Raw genomic sequence first — 22,608 nt, forward strand, 5'->3', positions numbered from 1 at the left:
TCTCTAACTGTGCTCAGGGAATCAGGGGCTAAATTGAGAAAAAACTTGAGCCAGTTGCCGATTCGGGCAACTGGCTCACAGGGGACACACACTGGCTTTCTAGCAGCTTTCTACTCCTTGACCAAGCTCAGCTCCGGCAGGTTCCACAAACCGCCCCCAATTGCGGAAAACTTAACACCTCTCACACGACGACGCACGGCAGTCAGGGTCAGAGGATTACCTAAATGGATGACCGGCAACTGCTCCTGCACCAGTTGTTGAAATTGGCCGTAGAGCGCCTTGCGCTCCTGCTCGTCATAGGTCTGCGCCGCGGCAATCAGCAGGTGGTCGATCTGTTTCTCCCAGGGATAAACCTGATAACCCGGTAGCGTTCCTTCTTCGGTGCTAGGAGGTTGGTTGAAGGAGTGCAAGCGACCATCACTGCGCCAGAAACTTGCCTCGCTGTTAGGCTCAATGCTGCTCGGTAAGCTCAGCAAAATACATTCCCAGTCCCGACGGACATCCATCTTTTCGAGCAGCGTATTGAAAGCAACTGGCACGAAATCAACGATGATGCCAATTTGAGCCAGGTCGTGCTGAATCTGCGTGCCGATGGCTTCACGAATGGTATTACCCGCATTGGTGTTCAGCACAAATCTCACTGGGTTGCTCTGGTCATCGAGTAACTGACCCTGAGAGTTGTAGGTATAGCCAGCCGCTTGCAAAATTGCTTTAGCGCGCTCTAGATCGTAGGGGTAGGTCACTAGCCCTGCGTCGGGAGCAAGGTAGTAGGGATTCTGCTCTGCAAGTGGCGAGTCTTGGACCTTGCCTAGACCCCGAAACACATTGTTGACTAGCGCTTGCCGGTCAAGAGCATGGGCGACTGCCTGTCGAAAGGCAAGGTCCCTGAACCAACGCGACCGCTCTGGCCGCACCAATGGTTTCCCAGTTTTAGGATTGCGAGCACGGCTTTGGTTGAAGGTGATCCAGGTGCTATTCGGTGGTGGACCACCGTTATAAATCGTGAACTGACCCCGCTCCTCTTCCTGTTTGAGCAGTTGAAAGTCCTCTGGCCGCAAATTATAGAAGTCCAATTCTTGCGAGCGAAAACGCAGCAGTTGGGTATCGCGGGAGTCCATGACCTGAACCACCAGCCGCTCGATTAGGGGTTCTGCTGCACCTTGGGCAGTCCGCCGCCAGTAATAAGGGTTGCGTTCTAATAACACTCGCTCACCAGGGCGATACTGCTTAAGGCGATAGGGGCCACTGCCAACAATTTGCTGAACGTTGGTCTCAACGGTCCAAGTGGTTAAAAACTGCGGATTACCGTTTGAATTGAGATTTTGAACTGTGTTCTCTAAAACGTGCTTGGGCAGAATCGGCGCATCTAGCGTGACCAGAAACGGGGCAAAAGGCTCAGGCAGAATGAACTCAATCTGCTGCTCATTGAGCTTACGCAAAGCGGGAAAGCGATTGCTTTGGCCGATGCGCATGACATCCCGTTGGCGAGCTGGAATCTGCTCGTTAAAGATGACGTCTTCAAAAGTGAACAGAACATCGTCGGCAGTTAGCGGCTGTCCATCGGACCACTGCAATCCATCCCGCAGTGTGAACCGAATGCGCTTGCCAGTGTTGTCGATTTCCCAAGACTCTGCCAGTTCTGGCTCTACGCGTCCGGTTAGCCCGTTCAAGCGCACCAAACCATCAAAAACTAAGCTCACATCTTCCAGAGAGTTTTCGCCCAATATCGGGTTAAAACTTTTGGGGTCTGAGGTGGTCGACAGAACCAGTTGCGAGCCGGGGAGGGGATGAGGCGCACAGGCGACTAAGTAGCCACCTAAGATCAGCGCCAAGAGCAATAACCACAAGTGGCGCACTAAGCGGGCAGACTGCATAGACCAAACTGTCTAAAAAAAGATACAGCGCAGTCTACATGCTGCTGGGGCTAGTGCGCACTGAGCTTCTCGCGCTCAGTCAGAGACAGGGCTGGCATAGGCCATGTCGATCGGTTCAAGCATCCTCAGCGCTCTCTAAAAACTGGGTGTCGATGAGATAGGCGCCTGTTGCGAAGCGCACGCCCCAATAACCGCCTGGTCGTCGGTCCAGAATCACGCCCTCAGCCCCCTGGCTAAGCAGGTAAGCGGGACGCAGCATTGGCATCGGTTCAGCAGTTTTGAGGTAGGGAGGTAGGGTTTTAAGCCGAACTTTCGCACCAATCGCAAACTCGCTCATATTTTGTTCACTCTCAAAGGTTCACTCTTCAGAATTAGCTAGATTAGCGGGGCTCGTTGCGCAGGCGAATAATTGCCTGTCGGAGTTGTTGCTGTAACTCGGGTTGCGGTTCACGCCCTAGGGCCAGCAGCAAGGCCCCAACCGAATCAAACCGCCGCAATTGAACCAGCCCGGTCGCAGCACGGCGACGCACCTCCGGGTCTGGACAAGCTAGCAGACGGATCAAGTGGTGTTGCAGGCTGCGATCGAGGCTGTCAAGGCGGGCTCCATTGAAGCGAGCCCCTTTGAGATTGGCCTGAGCAAGCTGGGTCCCACGCAGATCCAGGTTGCGGAGATCGGATCCGCGCAAGTTCGCGCCCCGCAAATCTGCGCCCGGTCCCACAGCCCCACAGTGTTGAAACTTAAACTGCTCCGGCCACTGAGTTAGGTTGTTGTACCGCGCTTGGTTGAGGTCAGCGCCATTGAGATTGACATTGCGTAGGTCTGTCCCGCGCAAATCTGCGCCGCGTAACTGCGTATCTTGGCAAATAGCCCCACTCAAATTGGCTGCCTGGAGATTAGCACCGTTGAGACAGGCGCGGCTGAGATCGGCATAACTGAGATCAGCCCGACTGAGGTCAGTATCTTGAAGCTGGCTGTGGTTGAGCAGAGCCTCTCTCAAGCAGGCATCTCTTAGACAAGCAGCCGTCAGCCGCATACTGCGTAGATCAGCTCGACGCAAATCTGCGCCACGAAGGTCAGCATGGCTGGCATCAGCAGCAATTAAAGTGCTAGGACGCAGTTGGCCTCCTTTCGCCGCAGCATTGCACCAGACAAAATGCTCAAGGGTGCCACTCTACTTCAGGGTACTCAGGAACTATTTGTTAGGCTTCTCTGCGCTTTTGTCCGAGGCAGGTTTATCTGGGCCTGAACCCGCTGAACTAGGCTTGTCGGCTGGGTGTTTTTCAGACTTGGCGTCTGGTTCTGGCGATTGCAAGGCTTGGTCTAAAATGGCGCGTGCCTGTTCTGCCTGGGACCTAGCTTCTCGGTAGCGCAGGTTCGCCTGAGCAAAGGTCTTAAGCGATTTGAAGCCTTCTTTAAGTCGAGCAATCTCGTCTTCACTGACCGTTTCGTCGCTAAACAGAACGTCAACCTGGGCGCGAACCTCCAGGGCTTCAGTGCGGCTTTCTTGGACCTTGAGCTTGAGAGTGGCTAAGTTACTGAGCACTTGGACAGCTTGGGTCACGGCGTCCTCATCACTGACAGAGGCAGAACCGGGATCTTTTACTTCGATAAACTGCTGAGGACTAAAGCCGTCAGCCAGCTCAGTGGCTAATTTGCCGGCATCCATGAGTTCGATGAGCTGGTCCATCGCTTTCTCACGAGCTTTGGCAGAGTCTTTCCCGGAAACCGTCAGGATGACTTCCGGGTTTTGAGCGAGGGTGTACTGGACCATGGTTAAAGGTAGGGCTTTTCTCTGAATGCTATCGATCCTAATGGTCTCTGCGCTGAATTGAGGTTCTACTGGCTAGTTGGCTGACTGACTACTGCCTCTCACCTAGCTAACCAACAAGACTTTTAGGGCAATGGTCATCCAGTAACAGCTGCAGCTCAAGCTTAAAAGCTTGAGCTGCAGTTTTCGGAACCCTCTTGAAGCCAATGGTCAAGCCATAAGCTCTGATTGCTATTTTTCCTTTAGATTCAGATAGATCAGAAGATCGACAGAGGGATGATCGGCAGTACTTTTCCTACTAAGTTATTCTCCCAGCCCAGACCTAGCGAGCCTATCTTCTGTGAAGGGCCTGCCGAGAAATGTAAGGTCAGAAGCTAATTAAGCAGGAAATTAAGCAGGAACAGGTTGATTAGGCACTCTAGGCCAAGTCAAGAGCCACCAAGCCAAGAAGCGCCAGCAGCTAAATAGCTACAGCGAAAAATCTCTTTTTCACTGGTAGTGCCATTGCGACTGCGAAGGCAAAGCACTACCAGATTCACTCATCCGCCGCTCAAACTGTTGCTAGCACAAACTCCCAGTAGGAGTCCCAAAGCGTATCTACCTTTGACTGTTCTTGGGTGGTTCGCTCCTGCACAGCACCACGAGCAATGATTTGACCCACTTCGTAGGCCAATTCGCTTGAGACTCGACCATCAGTTGAGTTGACAACTTGAGCAGCAAAGCGTTCAGCCCAGCGCTTTTGCCCAACAGAAAAGCTACGGTTCATGGGTGTTTTCTTTGAAGCTAGAGATGTCACTAGTTTGGACCAATCAAGCAGCACTGACCTGCGTTTCAGATACGTAATTTCACGCTGATCCATGTACTTTTGTTACCAGCTCTCAGATTGGCTTAAGTGCCGGGCAGCGAACGCAAGCGTTCACTGAGATGGCTGCGCTCAGCCAAAGCTCGGACTAGAGGTCCGTGATCGCCGAATTCTACGATACTGATCGAGCCTACAGGACAGCCAATCCGATAGCGAAAACGGCCCACATCAACTCCTAAAAGGCTACAGAGCAGGATGCGGATCGTCGCCTTATGAGAGGCAACTAGAACATTACCACTGCTATAGCGCTGCTTAATTTCTTCAACGACCTTGAGCGCACGGGTAGCAATGGCGACAGCCGCCTCACCACCGGTAGGGGGATACCAGGCAGGATCAGCGGTCCAGCGAATATGGTCTTCTCGATAGGTTTCCTTAACCTTGTCTACCGATAGCCCTTCCCACTGACCATAGTGAATTTCCCTAAGACCATCGCGGAGTTGAATCTCTAGACCTAAGGCTTCACAGATCGGGTTCACTGTCGCAATCGTGCGTTTCATTGGGCTGGCAAACACTGCCGTCCAGGCAGTTGTGCGGTAAGCCTCTGCAAACGCTTGCGCCATCTCAATGCCCTCCGAGGTCAGTTCTGGATCGATGGAGCCGCAAAAGGCATTTTCACGACTGCACGCAGTCTGCCCGTGGCGCAGAAAGTAAAGCGTTAAGCTCAAGGTTGTTCTCTCCGGTTGGTTGAGTGAGAGTAAGCCCTTGTATCGTAACCAGGTAATTCTATTGCCCAGTAGCTTGGGGACTACAGATTAGGCGTTCTCTGCCACCAGGTTGAGGATCGTTGTGACCAGTTCACTGGACTCCACGGGTGTAGCAAGGTGCTGTTGAAAACCAGCCCCAAGCGCTCGTTTACGATCTTCCTCACAGGTATAAGCAGAGTTGTCAGCAAGCAGGGTACAGGTATCAACTTCATCTTCAACGAGCAGAATTTAGAGACCCTTAAGGCTTGTGTTGGCTACCTCCGCATCACCCTTGGTGGCATACGGGTCGGTCAGAAGGGAGCATATTTCTAAAGCTTGTAGTAGAGGGGAAGGGCTGTTGAGCGGCAATTTGACTGTGAAGGTGCTGCCTTGTCCCTCGCCGAGGCTATCCACTGAAACCATGCCGCCATGCAAATCAACCAGGTCTCGCACAATCGCTAAACCTAGACCCAAGCCCCCGTAAGTGCGCGTAATCGAGCTATCAGCCTGACGGAAGCGCTCAAAGACATGGGGGAGGAACTCAGCGCTGATCCCCTTGCCGGTATCACTTACACTGACCTCAGCGTGGGTGTCAGTGTAAGTCAGGTAGACTTGCATTCGCCCTCCTGCTGGCGTGAACTTGATGGCATTGGAAAGCAAGTTCCACAGAATTTGCTGGAGGCGGTTGGGATCACCCATCACCGATTTTGGGTCTGCTGCTAACAGCGATTGCAGACAAATGCCTTTAGCCTCTACGGCTGGATGGATTGCCTCAAGGGCCGCTTCGATGATCGGTACTAATTCACAGTTACCGATTTCTAAGCGCATTTTGCCGCGAATGATGCGTGAGATATCCAGCAGATCGTCAATCAGTTGCACTTGGGCTTTGGCATTGCGCTCGATGATCTCACAAGCGCGGGTTGCACCCTCTGGATTCAGCTTGCCGCGCCCCAATAACTGAGCCCAACCCAGAATGCCATTCAGGGGCGAGCGCAACTCATGGGAGAGCGTGGCCAGGAACTCATCCTTGAGCCGATTGGCAGACTCGGCCTCAGCTCGCTCCCGTTGGGCTAGGGCGTAGAGCCGAGCATTGTCTACGGCAATAGCCGCATGACGAGTCAACTCCTCTGCAAGTGCCAAATCAGCAGAGCTATAGCGTCGATCTGATGCTGTCAAGACAAAGGTAATCGCGCCCAACGTCCGGTTGCGGGCAAGCAACGGCACGATCATGTAAGTTTTGATGCCAAGCGCCTCGGTCAGCTTCAGGTGCTCAGCATCCTGGGTGGTCGCCTCAAGCAGTTGTTGTGAGACTTCAGGCACAATCTCCGACTGGCCGGTCCGTAAAACCTTGGCAACTCCCTCCAAACTGTTGGGATTCGGGGGGTAGCGGCGCAATTGATGCACCAGATCAACCTTGTCCGGATCTGTATGCACAGTGGCTACTCGGCAGATTTGGCCGTTCTCTTCGACTACATCAACCAGGCAGTAATCTGCTAACGCTGGTAAAGCAAGACCTGCCACACTAGCCAGCGTAGTTTCGTAATCCAACGAAGAAGCCAGCAGGGCGCTGACTTTGGCTAGAAAGCGCAGAGTTTGCTCGGCTCGCTTCTGGTCGTCGATATCCGTGCTGGTGCCAAACCATTTAACAACTTGTCCATCCGGTGATTGGAGAGGCAGAGCTCGTCCCAAGTGCCAGCGGTAGGCGTTATCTGTCGCTCGTTTAAAGCGGTACTCCACTTCATAACGCTCACCAGTCGCCACGCATTGCTGCCACTGATCCAAGCAATGGGGCAGATCACTAGGATGCAAGACTGATTGCCAATCTAAGCCTAAGCTTTGCTCCAGGGTTAGACCGCTGTAATCAAACCAGCGCTGGTTGTGATAATCCACTTGACCGTCAGGCTGGGCAGTCCAGACAATCTGAGGAATAGACTCAGCCAAGAAGCGGTAGCGTTGCTCATTAGCCTGGGCTTCGGCTCGGGCTGCTTGCTCGCATTTCAGCCGTTGAGCCCGCTCCTGCTCAGCCTGTTTACGCTCAGTCAGATCTAGGCAGAAACTGACGATTTCCTGTTGCTGGTCGTAGGGCTCTTGTAATAGTGCGGCTCCGATTAGAACAGGCACACGCCGACCATCTTTGCGAATGAACTCCTGCTCAAACGGCGTGCAGACTCCTTGGCTTTTAAGTTCTGCTAGTCCTTTAGCGTGAAGAGGAATTAATTTCTGCGGTAGAGCCTGATTTTTATGGGTTTGGCTCGATAGCTCCTCCTGCCCGTAACCTAAAAGGTTTAGTAGATAGTCATTGGCATAATGAACTGCACCCTCAAAATTAGTGAACGTTACCCCAAAGATATTAGACTCTACGAGTCGTCGAAAGCGCCTCTCACTTTCTTGCAAAGCAGTCTCTGTGCGTTTACGCTCACTTAAATCCAAGACAAAGCCAATAACTCGCTCCCGAGTACCTTCTAAAAGAGCAAAGCCTAACAGAACGGGTACCCGGCTGCCATCTTTACGGACATACTCTTTCTCGAAAGGGGTACAAACCCCAACAGCTTGAAGTTCCTCAATGGCGCGTCGGCTAATCTCCTGGTACTTGGGTGGCGTCATTTCACCCCAGTGAACTCGCTCAGCGTGTAAATCCTCGCGGCTGTAGCCAACAGTGCGTAAAAAGGCGTCGTTGGCGTCCAGCACAGAGCCATTTATGTCTGCGACTAGAACACCAATTAGATTAGACTCAGCCAGACGGCTAAAGCGAGCCTCACTCGCGCGCAAAGACCGAAGGCTCATTTCAGCCTTGTGCTTGGCAGCGCGCAAAGCAGTGCTTAGCCCATAGATCATAAACGAGACTAGCACTAGTATACTAAAGCGCACTAGCACGTTGAAGTCAGTGATAGCAAGAGAATATAAAGGTGGCAGAAAGTAATACTTCGCCCCTAGCGCTGCCAAAACAATCGCGAATAGCCCCGGTTTTAACCCACCATATAGTGAGCTAATCATCACTGCCGGGTAAAAGAGCGCGAAAACAGTTGGTGCCAACAGAGGTTGCAGGAGGCTCGTCAACAGTAGGGCGAGCCCATCGGCCAAAACAGCAATGCTGTAGGGTAACAACTCGCGAGTAACCTTGATCATCTTCTCCCCTTTGAAACACCAAATCAAAGCGTCAAGTAAAAAGCTCTCTAGAATCAGCAAAGGGGTTACTGAGGGGTTACTAAAGCTCTCCTCTCAACCGACAAAATTTTGGCAGCAAGAGTGAATAGTCGAGAAACACCTATAGCCTAAAAGCCTGTGGTCTAGGCAATACTCTTAGCCTGCCTTTGCTCTATACTGATCCTAATAAATTTGATAAATTGGCGTAAGTCTGGCTATAACCTAAACAGACATCTCGCTTGACTAGTTACCGCTTGGGCTCACAAGGCTTCTCCAGTAACTTCTCTATCAAGAGAACTTGAATTTTGGCGTTGCGCTCAATCGTCTCAAGGGCTCGGGCGATAGTCTCCTCATCTAATTCGTGACTGCGCAGCAACTGAGCCCAACCCAACATCGCAGTTAAGGGTGTGCGTAATTGGTAGGCTAAGGTTCTTAATAGTTCATCTTCACTCGAAGAAGCTGCCTCTTGTGCATGCTCAGGTTGAGGTCGGCAAGACGTTAAGCTCTCTTCTAAGAGCTGCTTTTCCTGAATTGAGTTCTCGGGCCTTGGGTCCGAGAACCTACTTTTTGCTTCTAGCCAAAGGTGATTCATAAAGCTACAGACGTTCTAAACACTTGAGATATAGCATCAACGCTTTTTGAAAAAACATTGCTTGTTCTTAATGAAACATACAGACTTGTTGAACTGATGTCGATCTGATAATCGTTTTTCTACTATCCCAAGATATATTCTAGCTTACGACTATAGGTAGAAGCAGTGATATAGATGGTGATGCTTATAGCAACAGAACTATTTGAGTTCGTGCAGTCTCAAGCCGAGCAATGGGCGGTAGCGATAAGAAGCTTGAGCGTTTTATGCAAAATCGACGGGCAGCCATCCTTCACTGAATAGCTGCCCGCCGACTGCCCTAACTTTTTGTGCTGACCCTTGAGAGGCTACTTAAAGTTGTCTCTATAGAGACTCAAACAACTAAGACAGGGTTAAGCACTTTACTTTTGCCGTAACAACTGCTGGATGGTATCTACCATTTCTCCTGGATTAAAAGGTTTAGCAATATAAGCGTCTATACCTTGTTTCATGCCCCAATAATGATCAAAGGCCTCATTTTTGGTAGAGCACATGACAATTGGAACGTTCTTAGTTTCTAAGTTGTTTTTGACCCAACGGCAGAGGTCATAGCCGTTCATGCGGGGCATGACCACGTCCATGATTACCAAATCGGGACAATGAGCTCGGATCTGCTCCTGGGCTTCGATACCGTCTGCTGCTTGAATTACTTCAATGCCAGCCTTGATTAACAGCACCCCGATCATTCTGCAATGTATAGGGCAATCATCCACAACCAAAACTGTGCTCATAACGCCCTACCTGGGGGAGTAATTCGTAAGGGGCTAAGTTAGAGTCTTCCCTTCCAGCTCGCTAGAATCACGGCTAGCCGCCCCCTTGCCAGATATCCGTTTGTCTTAAACCGCCAACTATGGCCAACAGAACCCTGCCCCTCAGTGACCGACTGCACGATTATTTGTTATCTGCTTCGTTAAGAGAGCCCGAGTTGTTGTTGCGTCTACGCGAAGAAACAGCACAGTTACCCCAGGCCTTGATGCAAATTTCCCCGGAACAGGGGCAATTCATGGGACTGCTTCTGCAATTGATCGGCGCAACTAGAGTATTGGAGGTTGGCGTCTTCACAGGCTACAGTTCGCTCTGCATGGCCCTTGCTCTGCCGCCTGAGGGCAAAATCGTAGCCTGTGATGTGAGCGAAGAGTGGACAGCAATTGCCCGTCGTTACTGGCAAGAAGCGGGCGTGAGCGACAAAATCGATCTCCGTCTAGTGCCTGGCCTGGATACCCTGAATCAACTTTTAGCATCAGGACAGGCTGGCAGCTTCGATTTTGCTTTTATCGATGCAGACAAGCAGAACTATGATGCTTACTACGAAAGAGCTCTCCAGTTAGTGCGTCCCAACGGAGTGATTGCGATTGATAACGTCCTCTGGTCAGGACGGGTTGCGGATCCCCAAGTTCAGGACGAGAGCACTCAAAATATTCGAGCCCTTAATGCAAAACTGCACCAGGACGAGCGAGTTACGCTCAGCTTGATACCTATTGGCGATGGGCTGACCTTGGCGCTTAAGCGCTAATGAACCTGCTGAAAAACCATTGGGCGGGTTTTTTGCCCCGCCCTCATGGAAACTGCTAGAGGATTTCGGGTCTAGCCAATCAAGCTGCCGACCGAGCGGGCAATATTGCCAGGACTCATAGCATCAACAGCAGCAGTCGGTTCATAGCCACAATGGACCATGCAGTCGGCACACTTGGGATTGTTGCTCTGGCGCCCGTACTTGGACCAGTCAGTCTTATCAATCAGCTCTTTAAAGGTCTTGTAGTGGCCCTCACTGAGCAGGTAGCACGGCTTTTGCCAACCAAAGACACTGTAGCTTGGGCTGCCCCAAGGCGTGCATTCGTAGTCTTTCTCGCCTGTTAAGAAGTCCAGGAAAAAGGGGCTGTGATTGAAGTTCCACTTCTTCTGCCCTTTCTTCATAGGTTCTAAGATCTCGCGGAACAAAGCCCGCGTCTGCTCCCGCTTGAGGAAGTGGTCTTGATCAGGGGCCAACTCGTAGCTATAGCCGGGCGAGATCATCATGCCGTCCACACCCAAACCAGACACGAAGTCGAAAAACTCGTGCATCTCTTCGGGAGTGGTGCCTTCAAACACCGTGGTGTTGGTCGTGACTCGGAAGCCCCTGGCTTTGGCCTCTTTGATCGCTGTCACTGCCAAGTCAAAGGTGCCTTTGCGATCGACGGAGTGGTCGTGTTTTTCCTGTAAGCCATCCAAGTGAACACTGAAGCTCAGGTAGTCCGAGGGTGTGAACTTATGCAGGCTTTGCTTAAGGAGCAGAGCGTTGGTACAGAGGTAAACGAACTTACGCCGAGCCACCAAGCCCCGCACAATCTCGTCGATCTGCGGGTGCATCAACGGCTCACCGCCTGGAATTGAGACAATCGGTGCACCGCACTCTTCAGCGGCTTTGAAGCACTGTTCTGGCGTGAGTTGCTGCTTGAGAATTTCGTCTGGGTGCTGGATCTTGCCACAGCCTGGACATGCCAAGTTGCAGCGGAACAGAGGCTCCAGCATCAGGACTAACGGATAATGCTTGCGACCCATCAGGCGTTGGGTCACCAAATACTTACCAACCTCAATCGCCTGCTTCAGATTGATGGACACAGCACTCTACTCCTGACACCACACGGACTCTAAAACTGATCCTACTAGATTCTTATAAATTCTTCGAATCCTTCGCTACAAACCAGTTCTAGCAAGTTCGTGCTGGGGTTGTTTCTAATCAATTTAGGTTGGCTTAGATCTGCGCACCAAGGAGGTAACACAGGTCATCGACCTTGCCATCTGCTCGCGAGTCCGTGCCTCAGCTCAAGTCTCTAAAAATCCCAAAACTTGAGCGATGTTTTGCTTTTACTATGCCCATCCTGAAGCTCTCAGTTATTGCGAGGAGAGGGCTACTCGGTTCTTAAACTGATTGGCTATGGGGGCTCTGTCAGAACTTGATGGCAGTTGATCAAAGCCAATCTTCGCAATCCCGCCCCCTCATGAACCTTGTTAAGCAGTTCTCGCCAAGAGCTGGAACGCAAATGCGGAATTGGATCACACAATCAGAATTTGAGATTTACAGACAGAAAAATTGCTGCGTTCTCTGACCTTATCGAAGTGATCAGGTCTAGATCATTTAATTCCCACAATTGCAGTTGGCCCAATTGAGTTGGTCCAGAGGAGCAAATTTCAGCGGGAGATGGTTTAGACAAAACCATTGAGTTGACGGTCAAAGTTTGAGGGTCGCTAAGGGGTGAGCTGTCGTGTACGCTTCAATGCCCTTAGTTGGTTGCCACACTTGTCTCTACACTAGTGATACTCAGAGGGTTGTAAAAGCCCTGATCGTTCTTGACCTGGTCCTCGTAGCCGAGAATAACCAGACCAGCGATGGCACTGGCGTAAACAGCAATACTGACAATTAGCCACTTGAAAGCATCTTCTTCTGTGAACATGGCTTCTTCATAAGTGAAATTTTTTACAACTTTGCGCATACTGGCTTGACCGACTGGTCATTTGTTTGCTTCACTCACACAGTAGAGGAGTGGTTGGAGCAACACATGCGCCTTTTGCGCAAGCTTGCTTGCCACCTCAGGCACGCCAATTACGCGAAACGGCAAGCAAAATTTCCGGATACTGCAAAAGCTTGCAGTATCTGCCTTCTAGAGTGGGTTTGCTAACGGTTAGGAAATGCTTTTAGCGGCTGGCGAAACCAACTGCAATGCCAAGATGTCTTAACGAACGACTATTGCGATTCGTCAAGCGTCAGGCGGTCGTCTTCCACAGGCCAAGCCAGCACAGCGCCGGAACCGGGCAGAGCTGGCAAAGACAATCAAAGCGAGATCAAGTGGGGCACTGAGGCTAAATGGCCTAAGACTCAACTGAAAGCTTCAGGATCTACCCCCAGTGCCCTTAAGCCCCGTTAGGGAGAGCCTACCAAAGCGCGATAGCGGCCCAAGGCTGTGAGCGGGAAATGCTGCTGGTAAAGGTGGTATTTCAGATAGAAGTGGCCGGGAAAGCCAGTGCCAGTGAACTCTGATTCGTCCCAGGTACCATCTGAGCGTTGCGTATCCAGGAGATAAACAATTCCGCGCTCGACCGCTCTGCTTTGAGCCTGACCAGCAGCCAGTAGGCCAATCAGTGCCCAAGCGGTTTGAGAGGCAGTGCTCACCCCTTGCCCCTTGAGCTTGGGATCGTTGTAGCTGCGGCAAGTTTCACCCCAACCCCCATCAGCATTTTGGCAACTGACAAGCCAGGCGGCACCGCGCTGAATCGCTTGAGGTTGCGTGCCTAACGCATCCAGAGCTGCCAACACGCCACTGGTCCCGTAGACGTAATTCACGCCCCAGCGTCCAAACCAGCACCCTTCCGACTCCTGCTCTTGCAGCAAATAGTTCAGGGCTCTGGTTTTCACCGGCTCATCCAGGGGCAAGTCATTGCAGCGACCAAACATCTCCAGCACCCGCGCTGTCACATCAGCAGTGTTAGGGTCGATCATCGCCTTGAGGTCGGCGTAGGGCAGGGCGTTGAGCCAGTCCTGATCGTTATTGAGATCAAAGGCAGCCCAACCGCCAGGTCGACATTGCATACTCACAATCCAAGCTGCCGTCCGAGCCATTGCCGCTTTTTTAATGGCCTCATTGGGCAGCTTCACGCCTTGCAAGGCCATGACCACCACGGCAGAATCGTCTACATCCGGGTAGAAGCGGTTGTCGAACTCGAAGGCCCAGGCTCCTGGTTTGCCGACTTTGTTTTTCACAACCCAGTCGCCGTAGTCCAGGATTTGCTTCTCCAATAGCCACTCGCCGCCTTTGACCAGGGCAGGGTGATCGGGTTCAAGACCGCTATCGACCAAAGCTCGCATGGTCAGGGCTGTATCCCATACAGGCGAGACGCAGGGCTGGATGCGGTATTCGGTCTCGGTTTCAATAGCAAAGTTGTCGATGGCGCGCAGACCCCGGTCTACAACTGGGTCGTCAGCAGCGTAGTCCAGGCAGCGCAAAGCCAGCAGCGAGTTCAGCATCGCGGGGATAATGCCACCCCAGTCGCCTGTTGCTTCTTGCCGCTCCAGCACCCACTTTTCCGCAGCTTTGATGCCTTCTTCGCGGAAAGGCACGAAGCCGAGTTGTTCACCAAACTTGAACAGGGAGTCGAGACCAACAAACAAGTCGGTCCAGTCGCCGTGCCGAGGCAGTTCAAAACGAGCGTTAGCAAACCCCTCCGCATAGAGTTCATCCAGGCTGACTTGCGGCGCAACCCGATATACAGGCTTGCGGTCAAACACAATTAGCAAAGGGACCGTGCTACCCCTTGCCCAACTGGATAGCTCGTAGATGTTGAAGGGGAACTCATCGGGCAGTAGCATCACCCAGGGCGGCAACGAGGGCACACCACGCCAGTTGTAGCAACCCAGCAAAGCTAGGTGCAGCTTGGTGAAGATGCGGGTTTTGGAGATGCCGCCCCGCGCCAAGATAAACTGACGTGCCCGCAGCATCGGCTCTGCCGACTCAGCCACCCCTAACAGCTTGAGCGCCAGGTAAGCCTCGACTGACGTGCTCAGATCACCGCCATCACCGTAGAACAGCTCCCAGCCGCCATGAGCACGCTGTTGATTGAGCAGATAGGTTCGCACCTTGTGCAGTGGTCGCTGAGCATCTGTGCCCCAAATCTTGTGCAGAAGGACCACTTCAGCCGTGATCGTGACGTTGGATTCCAGTTCGGCCCACCAGTAGCCCTTGGCATGCTGAGTGGCAAGCAAATAGTTCTGAGATTTGGCAATTACGGCCTCGACACGACTCCGGAGTGCTCCCCTAGCCGTGTAGTTTTCCTGAATGCTAGTCACCCTAACGTCTCCACCACACGCGATTTAGCATACGGGGGACCCACAGCTTTGACAAGCCGTATGCTCTTGGCTTAGAGGTAGCGAAGCACCCCTTTAGACTCAAGACCACCGCTAGGAGTCTGAGAAAGTGAGAACTGAGCTTGTCGTTGCCACACGTTTTTGCTGCGGGCTGCTTTTGATTTACAGAGCCGCTGGTTTAGTAATGTGAACCTGAATTTTCTCAAATAGTTTTGCGGAAATGACACATTTTCAGGGAAAAAGCATGCCATTCAATACACTTTGTGTGTTCTGGCAAAATACTTAGGATGACTGGAGATTTTGACTCAAGAAGTTCAGTATTAGTAGGTGATGTTTTTAGAAAAAGAAGATACGAGTTTTAGCCGTTGGTTTGACGACCTACGCCATGATCTTAAACTCCTAGCCTAAGAGTAGGGAGAGCATCAACAACGCCTGATTCTTTTGCAACATGCGCTAGTAGATTTGATTGATTTTCTAGATCCTGACGGCAACCGTTTTCTCAAGGCAAGACGCGTGAAGGTATGAACGACGCTCATCTTGATATAAGAGATTTATCACGTGAGGAGATTTTAGTGTGGCAGGTCTGTGGTTGATTCTCGCTGCAATATCCGCGCTCGCTTGGCTGTGGTTGCTGCTATTCAGAGGCCAATTCTGGCGTTGCGATCAGCACTTGGAACCTTCAGAGTTTTCAGCTTCAGAGTCTACCAATGAATCAAAAACTTGGCCTTCAGTATGTGCCATTGTGCCTGCCCGCAACGAAGCAGACGTCTTGCCCCAAACCCTGCCCACATTGCTACAGCAAGATTATCCGGGTCCCTTCCAAATCATTCTGGTAGATGACCGTAGCGAAGACGGAACCGGCGAAGTTGCCCGGAGTTTGGATAGCAACGGCAGGCTTAAAGTCATTCAAACCGAGCCATTGCCCTCCGGTTGGACCGGCAAGCTTTGGGCAATGCATCAAGGGGTTGCCCAGGCCCAGGCCGAGTTTCTCCTGTTTACTGATGCAGATATAGCCCACTCGCCTCAGAGCCTGCGCACCTTAGTTAGCAAAGCGCAGAAGGAAAAATTGGATCTGGTGTCGCTAATGGTGCTGCTGCGCGTGCAAACCTTTTGGGAACGCCTGCTGATCCCCGCTTTTGTGTTCTTTTTTCAAAAACTTTATCCCTTCCGTTGGGCCAATAATCCAGCCCGAGCCACAGCTGCCGCCGCGGGGGGCTGTGTTTTGCTACGTTGCCAAAGCCTCATGCAAGCCGGAGGACTTCAGACAATTAGTGGGGCTTTAATTGACGACTGCGCTCTGGCTGCCCTAATTAAGCGGAGTGGTGGCCGAGTTTGGCTTGGCTTAACTCGCGATGTTCTCAGCCTACGGCCCTACGATACGCTCAGTGAGATCTGGAATATGGTAGCCCGCACGGCCTTTACGCAGTTAGACTACTCGCCCTGGCTGCTAACCGGGACAGTGCTGGGTATGGTTTTGCTGTACCTGATCCCCGTGCTGACATTAGGGAGCTGGTTGCTGATGTCGCTAGCCTATTGGCCAACCGTACGACTGTATGGCAGCTCGCCCTGGTGGGCGTTCACTCTGCCCCTAGCGGGCCTGCTCTATACCGCCATGACCATCGATTCTGCCCTGCGCCACTGGAGCGGACGAGGCGGTGCTTGGAAAGGCCGCACCTATAGCCTTACTGAGGCTGCGCCGGGAACAGACACCTGAGGGTCTGCTGCAACACCCGCAGCGAACGCAAAGAGCCTCTGACCAGTTGATAGCCTGCCAGGGGTTGACACAAGAGTTGCCAGGCTAGGGCGAGAGGCTGTAACTGCCCTTGAGCATCGATCGCGGTGTTGAGATCAGGCAGGTCATGCTGGCAGTCATCGCTCACCACCCGCAGTACGGCTACCGCCACACCTGCTGCCGATAGCTCTTGCAAGAGAGGGTAACTCTCCATGTCTACAACCTGAGCGCCAGAAGTTTGCTGGGCAGAGCGTTTTTCTGCCACTTGACACAACACCCGCTCAGTCGTCAGTCCTCGCACTGCTACCGCTTCGGGCAGTGCTGTCAACAGTGCTGAGGTCAGGGTTGGGTCACACAGTTCTGAGTCTGTGCCATTGACTGAGCCCTCGTACACGCCCACTGTGCCTATGCCATAGTTGGGAGCAAGGCTGCCACATACGCCTGTGATTAAAACCCGTCGCCAGTGGCGCTCTTTTAGAGACAAGGCTAGTGCTTGCGCCTGGGCAGGACCAATAGCCAAGGGAACCACAAGAGGGCCGTTGGGGGGCAGCGCCCGCACTACTGCCTGGTACTCCGCGCCTTGGGGAACTAAAACTGCATCAATGCCGCTAATTAGAGCGGAGGGACCTGTTAAAGGTCCAGAAGCGTTTAATCTCACAGGAATGGGCAGGTCTGATTCAACAGGCATATGCTATCTTCCTCGCAGAGCACAGGATGCGAGAGCTATCGATTGCTGATTGCTACTCCTGGCTTATTTATGGTCCCTTATTCTCGGTTTTACGGGAAGTCGGGCGTTGGGTGTGGTGAGTGAACTAGCTGCTTGAGCGATCCGCAATGATTCAGACAACACTTGAGCCTCTGCTTCAGCCTAAGCAACAGAGGCAGGTTGAAAAGCAGGCTGAACGCTTCTGCCAAGAGATTCTGTCAAAAGTTTCGCGAACCTTTGCCCTGAGTATTCGCTTTTTGCCGGGTCAGTTGGGCCGAGCTGTACTTTGTGCTTATTTACTGTGCCGGATTGCTGACACGCTAGAAGACGATCCTGCCGTTGCTACTGAGCGTAAAGTCTTGCTGCTGGAGTGCTTTCTGGAGTGCTTCGAGAGCAGCGAATTAGCCGATAAGTTCGCGGCTCTGGCCCATCCAGTTACGGGTGAGGCAGCGCATGTCGAACTGGTGCAGCACACAGATCTCGTCTTTGTGATGTTCCGAACCCTACCAGCGCAATCACAAATTCGAGTGCGCCATTGGGTTGTGGAAATGGTGCGAGGCATGAAAAAGTTCGTTGGCCTCCACCCTCAGGGCATCCGAATCCAAACGCTCTCTGAGTATCAAGAATACTGCTACTACGTGGCTGGCACAGTCGGCCACTTGCTCAGCGATCTGTGGCACGAGCATTCGTTACTCGTGGGTGAGCGGGAGTACGAGTTGTTGCTGCCTAAGTGCGAAGCCTTTGGTGAAGCTCTCCAGACCGTGAACATCCTCAAGGACATTGCCTGGGACGTCGAGCACGAGAATGCGATCTATGTGCCGGAGCAATCGCTGCTCGCGGTGGGTAGCAGTCATCAGTTGCTGCTGAGTCCAGAGCACACAGAGCACAACCGAGCTGCAGTTGCTGGCTTGATTGAGCTAGCTTGGCGTGACTTAGACGAAGCGTTGGAATATACCCTACTCATCCCCCGAGCAGCGGTGCCCATTCGGTTGTTCTGCATTCTGCCGCTCTTATTTGCCTATGCAACGCTGCGTGATTTGTGCCAGTCAACCGCGATGTTGCAGTCAGGTGGCTCAGTCAAGATTTCCCGCAACGAGGTGAAGTCTTTGATGCTAGCGGGTCCAATGTCGGTCGTTAGTGACCGCGGGGTGCGTTGGTTGATCAAGCAAGTGCGTCGCGCCCCATTTGTGTTAGGTGAGACATCCTGAAATCCCTCAGAAAAACAACAGAAGAGGGATGCCAAGGCTGAGTGATAACGGTCAAGGTGATACATTTGGAGCGTCTTTTGGCCTCTAAATCATGTCCCGTCCGTTTTCACCTCTACCGGAACGTCCTCGCTTTAACCTGTCACGCTGGGCCATTCAACACCCGCGACTGATTGTAGGTTTCTGGCTGGCAGTGATGACGGCAGGGCTGCTGGCCTTTAGCTCTCTGAAGTACGCCCTGTTTCCGGATATCACGTTTCCAGTCGTAGTTGTTAGTGTCAGCGTCCCTGCTGCTGCTGCCGACTCGCCTGCCTCCGGTTTGCCATCCAGTGGTGAGCTGCCGGTGGGGATTTCGTTGCCGGGTGGTGCCTTACCACTCAGTGCCGCCACTGTTGAGGCCGATGTAGTTGTGCCCCTGGAACGTCAGCTGAGCCAGCTCCAGGGAGCAGGTGAAATTCAATCGACCAGCTATCCGGGACAGGCAGTGATCAGCTTGCCCTTTGATGTCGGCACTGATCTGGCTAATGCTACCCAACGGGTTGAGGCTGCGCTCAAACAGGTCTCTCTACCTACCGGCGCAATCACTAAGGTCACGCCGATTAATCTCAACGAGACAGCACCCCTCAGCTATGTCTTGGAAGGGGAAGACGTAGCACAGCTTGCCCAGCTCGCTCGCGATCAACTGGTACCTGCCTTAGAGAAGGTACCCGGTGTGCTACAGGTGCCAATCTTAGGTAGCCCTGACAGCTCTAACCGCATTCGCTTCAATGGCGAGGCGGCTCTGGGATTACGGGTGGTGAAACGGGGAGATGCTAACACCCTTGATGTGGTGGGTCGGGTTGAGCGTGAAATCGAGCAGTTGCGAGGCAGTTTGAAGCCTCCGACACGCCTGATTTTGGCAGCGAATCAGGCTGACTATATCCATGCCGCTATCGAATCTACCCTGCACGACTTGGGTTTCACCCTCATCCTGGCTGTGGTGGTCATCTACCCATTTCTGCGGAACTGGCGGGCCACACTAATCTCAGCCTTGGCGATCCCTACCTCCCTGCTGGCAACTTTCATCGTGATGGCAAGCTTCGGCTTCAATCTGGAGACGATTACGCTACTGGCCATCGCCCTAGTGATTGGTGTTGTGGTCGATGACGCCATCGTGGACGTGGAAAACATCATGCGGCATATCGAAGCTGGTGAGTCCCCCTATGAGGCAGCAGTTGACGCAACGTCAGAAATCGGTTGGGCAGTGACTGCTGCCACCCTCACAATTGTGGCGGTGTTTCTGCCTGTTGCCCTGATGGGTAATGTCATCGGGCAATTCTTCAAACCCTTTGGCATCACAGTGTCTGCCGCTGTTCTTGCTTCTCTGCTGGTGGCGCGGACGCTTTCGCCCGTGGTTGCTGCCCACTGGCTAAAACCCTCCAATCGCCCTCAGAGGAGCAATTCAGAAGAGGGGCAGTTCTGGACGACCCTAGTCGAGCAATATTATCGACTGCTGCGCTGGGGGCTGAGCCATCGTTGGCTGGTAGTTGGCTGTGCCCTGGCAACCTTTGTGCTTGGCCTGGCCCTGATCCCTCTGGTGCCTAAGGGCTTTATTCCTCGTTTGGATCGAGGAGAGTTCAACGTTGTTTATTCAGCCCCGCCCAGCGTTCAGTTGTCCGATTCGGTCACGATTGCTGAGCGGATTGAAACCTCACTGAAACGCTTTCCAGATATCCAAACAGTCTTCACAACCGTAGGTTCTCGCGAAGGTCAGTCCAACCGCGGCAGTCTCTACGTCAAACTTGTGCCGCCTGAACAGCGCCAGATCAGCACCTTTCACTTGCAAGAGCAGGTTCGAGACAACCTGCCCCAGCTAGCCGACGTCAACATCAGCGTCGAAGATCCACAGGTAGTTGATCTAGGAGGAGAGAAACCACTGAAGGCAGTGCTGCTTGGCAATGAGATTAAAGCTTTACAGGACGCTTCCAGTCGCCTTCAGGAACGTCTGGGCCAACTTCGAGGCCTGGAAGACGTCACTGCAACCCCGCTGGGTGAATTTCAAATTGATCGGCAAGATCAGCAGCGAGCTGTGGTGGTTACTGCAAACCTGGCACGCAATACCAGTCTGGGTGATGCGACTGCAGAGGTAGTGGCAGCAGCTAAAGACTTGAATCTACCACCCAGTATTCGCTTGGACTTGGGCGGCGACTCTGGGCGGCTGAATGAGGTATTCAGTAGTTTTAGTACGACCCTGTCGCTGTCGGTGCTGTGCATCCTGGTTGTCCTGGTCGTGTTGCTGCGCAGTTGGACGGACCCCCTAGTCATTCTGCTGTCGCTGCCGTTATCACTGACTGGTTCAGTCGTGGCGTTGCTGGTGACAGGTCGCGAGTTCGGCATGATTTCTCTGATTGGGGTGATCTTTCTGATGGGGCTGGTGGACAAAAACGCGATTCTACTGGTGGACTACATCAATCAACTACGGCAGCAAGGCTTCAAACGCACGGAGGCCATTCTCAAAGCAGGCCCAGTGCGTTTGCGACCGATTTTGATGACCACAGTCTCGACCCTATTAGGCATGGTTCCAGTCGCTTTGGGACTGGGTGCTGGTGCAGAAACACGAGCCCCAATGGCAATCGCCATTATTGGTGGCCTGACTGCCTCCACCCTATTGAGTCTGGTGGTCATTCCAGTTGCCTACGCCTTGCTTGATGATTTAGCCGGAGGTAAGCGTAAGCAGTCTCTACCCAGCCCCTAAAACTCAACTAGAACGGCATAGTCAGGTTGCAGAACTAGGTAATAAACCGGGCAGCAAAACTGGGTAGCCTGTTTATACTGTTAGCGTCTGAGAAGTGAACGGAGAAAACAGCATGCGACAGATCAATTTTGTTCTAATCTTTGTCATTGCCCTCGCCCTAGTTCTGTTCTCCCTGGAGAACACAGAATTGGCTAGCATTCAACTCACTGATCGTCTTCAGCTACAAGCACCTATCGCAGTGGAATTGATTCTGGCGATGGGGTTAGGCGCAGTTCTAGCCTGGTTATTTAGCGTTTGGGGCCGCTTACAGCGCTTGATGGCTCTGCGCGAAAAGAATAATCAGATTCAGCAGCTCCAGCAGCAGGTGCAGCAACTCGAAGTAGCTGTTCAGGAACAGCGGCAACTGCCTCCTGCACCCAGTAGTGAAGCGATTGATGCTGAGACGGTTGAATCCAGCTCTGGCAAGCCAGCTTACTCTTAACTTCCAGATGCCTCTAAATTGCTTCTGATTAAGAATGGAGTGGGATAGCTGGGTACCTCTGGCTTTGCTGGCGCTAATTGTTGGGGCCGCAATCTTTTTCTTGAAAGCAAAGTAGCAGTTCAGCGAAATGCCGACAAAGCAAGGCCATCCCGACTAGAATCACTACAAGGTTTGAACCAGCGAAAGGAACCAGAAATAACGCAATGGCGGATTCTCTCGCCCAGGATGCGATTTCGCTGCTGATTGATTTAGCAGAACGGGGAGAGATTAATCCCTGGGATGTTCACGTCATTGATGTGATTGACCGATTCCTTACCGAACTGGCACCCAAAAACCAGCAGGACCTATACAAATCGGGGCAGGCGTTACTCTACGCCTCGACCCTGATTCTGCTGAAAGCACAAACTTTGGCTCAGATGGAAACGCAGCAAGAGTCCAGCGATGAGCCTGAGGAGTTACTGGAGCTGCTAGATGCAGTAGCCCTTGGCAATGGCCTGCCTTACCCTCTAGAGCACCAGTTACGCCGCCGCCCGGCCGCTTTGCCCCCAACAGCGCGTCCGATTACGCTGCAGGAACTGATTACTCAGCTAGAGATCATGGCCTCTAGCTTGGAGCAGTCAGGTCCATCCAGACCTAAGCGCGGTTTACCAAACAATGGACGCACATCACGGACCAAGGCCCTGCAAGCCATTGCTCAGCTAGCCCACCGAGAAAACCTCTCCGAAGTGGTGGAAGAGCTAGAGCACTTTCTGGTGAATCACTGGTCCACTGTGGTGCCACAGGCAGAGGGGTGGCTAGACCTGGACCGATTACTAGAGTTCTATAACGACCGGGTCGGCGTTTTCTGGGCGTTGTTGCTGCTGTCGGCCCGGTCCCGAGTGGAACTGTCACAGGATGAGTTTTATATTGACCTCAAGCTCCGTCCTCTGGATCTCTCTGGAGACAGCTAAGTGG

General features: G+C 52.6%; 19 protein-coding genes. 6 read left to right on the forward strand and 13 right to left on the reverse strand.

Annotation, left to right across the window (positions count from 1 at the left end; genetic code table 11):
• Positions 1–110: 110 nt before the first annotated feature.
• The 9 genes from H6F94_RS29100 to H6F94_RS29140 all read right to left on the reverse strand — a co-directional run bounded on the left by H6F94_RS29100 (position 111) and on the right by H6F94_RS29140 (position 9,691).
• A complete protein-coding gene (locus H6F94_RS29100) occupies positions 111–1,874 on the reverse strand; it encodes an ABC transporter substrate-binding protein (RefSeq protein WP_190805739.1) in 1,764 nt (587 codons plus the stop codon).
• A gap of 115 nt (positions 1,875–1,989) precedes the next feature.
• The gene (sipA, locus tag H6F94_RS29105; RefSeq protein WP_190805740.1) at positions 1,990–2,211 is read right to left on the reverse strand and encodes a regulatory protein SipA; all 222 of its coding nucleotides are present in this window, start codon (positions 2,209–2,211) and stop codon (positions 1,990–1,992) included.
• Positions 2,212–2,254: 43 nt separating this feature from the next.
• A complete protein-coding gene (locus H6F94_RS29110; RefSeq protein WP_277878195.1) occupies positions 2,255–2,992 on the reverse strand; it encodes a pentapeptide repeat-containing protein in 738 nt (245 codons plus the stop codon).
• A gap of 75 nt (positions 2,993–3,067) precedes the next feature.
• Positions 3,068–3,646 carry a hypothetical protein gene (locus tag H6F94_RS29115; protein WP_242041458.1) on the reverse strand — a complete coding sequence of 193 codons (579 nt, stop codon included), beginning with the start codon at positions 3,644–3,646 and terminating at the stop codon, positions 3,068–3,070.
• A 547-nt stretch (positions 3,647–4,193) separates the two neighbouring features.
• A complete protein-coding gene (locus tag H6F94_RS29120) occupies positions 4,194–4,409 on the reverse strand; it encodes a hypothetical protein (protein ID WP_190805742.1) in 216 nt (71 codons plus the stop codon).
• Positions 4,410–4,531: 122 nt separating this feature from the next.
• Entirely contained in the window at positions 4,532–5,170 is a 639-nt protein-coding gene (locus H6F94_RS29125; RefSeq protein WP_190805743.1) for a histidine phosphatase family protein, read from the reverse strand.
• A gap of 267 nt (positions 5,171–5,437) precedes the next feature.
• Entirely contained in the window at positions 5,438–8,314 is a 2,877-nt protein-coding gene (locus tag H6F94_RS29130; protein ID WP_190805744.1) for a PAS domain S-box protein, read from the reverse strand.
• A 265-nt stretch (positions 8,315–8,579) separates the two neighbouring features.
• Positions 8,580–8,924 carry a histidine kinase dimerization/phospho-acceptor domain-containing protein gene (locus H6F94_RS33155; protein WP_190805745.1) on the reverse strand — a complete coding sequence of 115 codons (345 nt, stop codon included), beginning with the start codon at positions 8,922–8,924 and terminating at the stop codon, positions 8,580–8,582.
• Positions 8,925–9,322: 398 nt separating this feature from the next.
• Positions 9,323–9,691, reverse strand: a complete 369-nt coding sequence (locus H6F94_RS29140) for a response regulator transcription factor (RefSeq protein WP_190805746.1) — start codon at positions 9,689–9,691, stop codon at positions 9,323–9,325.
• A 119-nt stretch (positions 9,692–9,810) separates the two neighbouring features.
• On the opposite strand from H6F94_RS29140, the gene H6F94_RS29145 reads away from it, so the two are divergent.
• The gene (locus H6F94_RS29145; RefSeq protein ID WP_190805747.1) at positions 9,811–10,473 is read left to right on the forward strand and encodes an O-methyltransferase; all 663 of its coding nucleotides are present in this window, start codon (positions 9,811–9,813) and stop codon (positions 10,471–10,473) included.
• Between the two features lie 71 nt (positions 10,474–10,544).
• Here H6F94_RS29145 and hpnH read toward each other — a convergent pair whose 3' ends face one another.
• The 3 genes from hpnH to shc all read right to left on the reverse strand — a co-directional run bounded on the left by hpnH (position 10,545) and on the right by shc (position 14,778).
• The gene (gene hpnH / locus H6F94_RS29150; RefSeq protein WP_190805748.1) at positions 10,545–11,558 is read right to left on the reverse strand and encodes an adenosyl-hopene transferase HpnH; all 1,014 of its coding nucleotides are present in this window, start codon (positions 11,556–11,558) and stop codon (positions 10,545–10,547) included.
• A 662-nt stretch (positions 11,559–12,220) separates the two neighbouring features.
• Complete coding sequence (locus H6F94_RS29155; protein ID WP_190805749.1) at positions 12,221–12,430, reverse strand: hypothetical protein; 210 nt, start codon at positions 12,428–12,430, stop codon at positions 12,221–12,223.
• A gap of 428 nt (positions 12,431–12,858) precedes the next feature.
• On the reverse strand, positions 12,859–14,778 hold the full coding sequence (gene shc / locus H6F94_RS29160; protein ID WP_313949396.1) for a squalene--hopene cyclase: 1,920 nt from the start codon (positions 14,776–14,778) through the stop codon (positions 12,859–12,861).
• Positions 14,779–15,370: 592 nt separating this feature from the next.
• Between shc and H6F94_RS29165 the strand changes: the two genes are divergently transcribed.
• A complete protein-coding gene (locus H6F94_RS29165; protein ID WP_190805750.1) occupies positions 15,371–16,510 on the forward strand; it encodes a glycosyltransferase in 1,140 nt (379 codons plus the stop codon).
• Here the strand turns inward: H6F94_RS29165 and H6F94_RS29170 are convergent.
• Positions 16,479–17,216, reverse strand: coding sequence for a phosphorylase family protein (locus H6F94_RS29170; RefSeq protein WP_190805751.1), 738 nt, complete (start codon positions 17,214–17,216; stop codon positions 16,479–16,481). The genes H6F94_RS29165 and H6F94_RS29170 overlap by 32 nt on opposite strands.
• Positions 17,217–17,362: 146 nt before the next feature.
• Between H6F94_RS29170 and H6F94_RS29175 the strand changes: the two genes are divergently transcribed.
• From H6F94_RS29175 to H6F94_RS29190, 4 genes are all read left to right on the forward strand, one after another.
• Positions 17,363–18,442 carry a phytoene/squalene synthase family protein gene (locus H6F94_RS29175; protein ID WP_190805752.1) on the forward strand — a complete coding sequence of 360 codons (1,080 nt, stop codon included), beginning with the start codon at positions 17,363–17,365 and terminating at the stop codon, positions 18,440–18,442.
• A 91-nt stretch (positions 18,443–18,533) separates the two neighbouring features.
• On the forward strand, positions 18,534–21,173 hold the full coding sequence (locus H6F94_RS29180; protein ID WP_190805753.1) for an efflux RND transporter permease subunit: 2,640 nt from the start codon (positions 18,534–18,536) through the stop codon (positions 21,171–21,173).
• Positions 21,174–21,285: 112 nt separating this feature from the next.
• A complete protein-coding gene (locus tag H6F94_RS29185) occupies positions 21,286–21,654 on the forward strand; it encodes a lipopolysaccharide assembly protein LapA domain-containing protein (RefSeq protein ID WP_190805754.1) in 369 nt (122 codons plus the stop codon).
• Positions 21,655–21,857: 203 nt separating this feature from the next.
• A complete protein-coding gene (locus H6F94_RS29190; RefSeq protein ID WP_190805755.1) occupies positions 21,858–22,604 on the forward strand; it encodes a segregation/condensation protein A in 747 nt (248 codons plus the stop codon).
• The last annotated feature ends 4 nt before the right edge of the window (positions 22,605–22,608 follow it).

The sequence above is a fragment of the Leptolyngbya sp. FACHB-261 genome, from assembly GCF_014696065.1.
Taxonomy (GTDB): domain Bacteria; phylum Cyanobacteriota; class Cyanobacteriia; order FACHB-261; family FACHB-261; genus FACHB-261.

Excerpts from the sequence above, each read along its gene's own strand:
- H6F94_RS29100 (WP_190805739.1), bottom strand. The coding sequence starts at position 1,874 with ATGCAGTCTGCCCGCTTAGTGCGCCACTTGTGGTTATTGCTCTTGGCG.
- sipA (WP_190805740.1), bottom strand. The coding sequence starts at position 2,211 with ATGAGCGAGTTTGCGATTGGTGCGAAAGTTCGGCTTAAAACCCTACCT.
- H6F94_RS29115 (WP_242041458.1), bottom strand. The coding sequence starts at position 3,646 with ATGGTCCAGTACACCCTCGCTCAAAACCCGGAAGTCATCCTGACGGTT.
- H6F94_RS29120 (WP_190805742.1), bottom strand. The coding sequence starts at position 4,409 with ATGAACCGTAGCTTTTCTGTTGGGCAAAAGCGCTGGGCTGAACGCTTT.
- H6F94_RS29130 (WP_190805744.1), bottom strand. The coding sequence starts at position 8,314 with ATGATCAAGGTTACTCGCGAGTTGTTACCCTACAGCATTGCTGTTTTG.
- H6F94_RS33155 (WP_190805745.1), bottom strand. The coding sequence starts at position 8,924 with ATGAATCACCTTTGGCTAGAAGCAAAAAGTAGGTTCTCGGACCCAAGG.
- H6F94_RS29140 (WP_190805746.1), bottom strand. The coding sequence starts at position 9,691 with ATGAGCACAGTTTTGGTTGTGGATGATTGCCCTATACATTGCAGAATG.
- H6F94_RS29145 (WP_190805747.1), top strand. The coding sequence starts at position 9,811 with ATGGCCAACAGAACCCTGCCCCTCAGTGACCGACTGCACGATTATTTG.
- H6F94_RS29155 (WP_190805749.1), bottom strand. The coding sequence starts at position 12,430 with ATGCGCAAAGTTGTAAAAAATTTCACTTATGAAGAAGCCATGTTCACA.
- H6F94_RS29170 (WP_190805751.1), bottom strand. The coding sequence starts at position 17,216 with ATGCCTGTTGAATCAGACCTGCCCATTCCTGTGAGATTAAACGCTTCT.
- H6F94_RS29175 (WP_190805752.1), top strand. The coding sequence starts at position 17,363 with ATGATTCAGACAACACTTGAGCCTCTGCTTCAGCCTAAGCAACAGAGG.
- H6F94_RS29180 (WP_190805753.1), top strand. The coding sequence starts at position 18,534 with ATGTCCCGTCCGTTTTCACCTCTACCGGAACGTCCTCGCTTTAACCTG.
- H6F94_RS29185 (WP_190805754.1), top strand. The coding sequence starts at position 21,286 with ATGCGACAGATCAATTTTGTTCTAATCTTTGTCATTGCCCTCGCCCTA.
- H6F94_RS29190 (WP_190805755.1), top strand. The coding sequence starts at position 21,858 with ATGGCGGATTCTCTCGCCCAGGATGCGATTTCGCTGCTGATTGATTTA.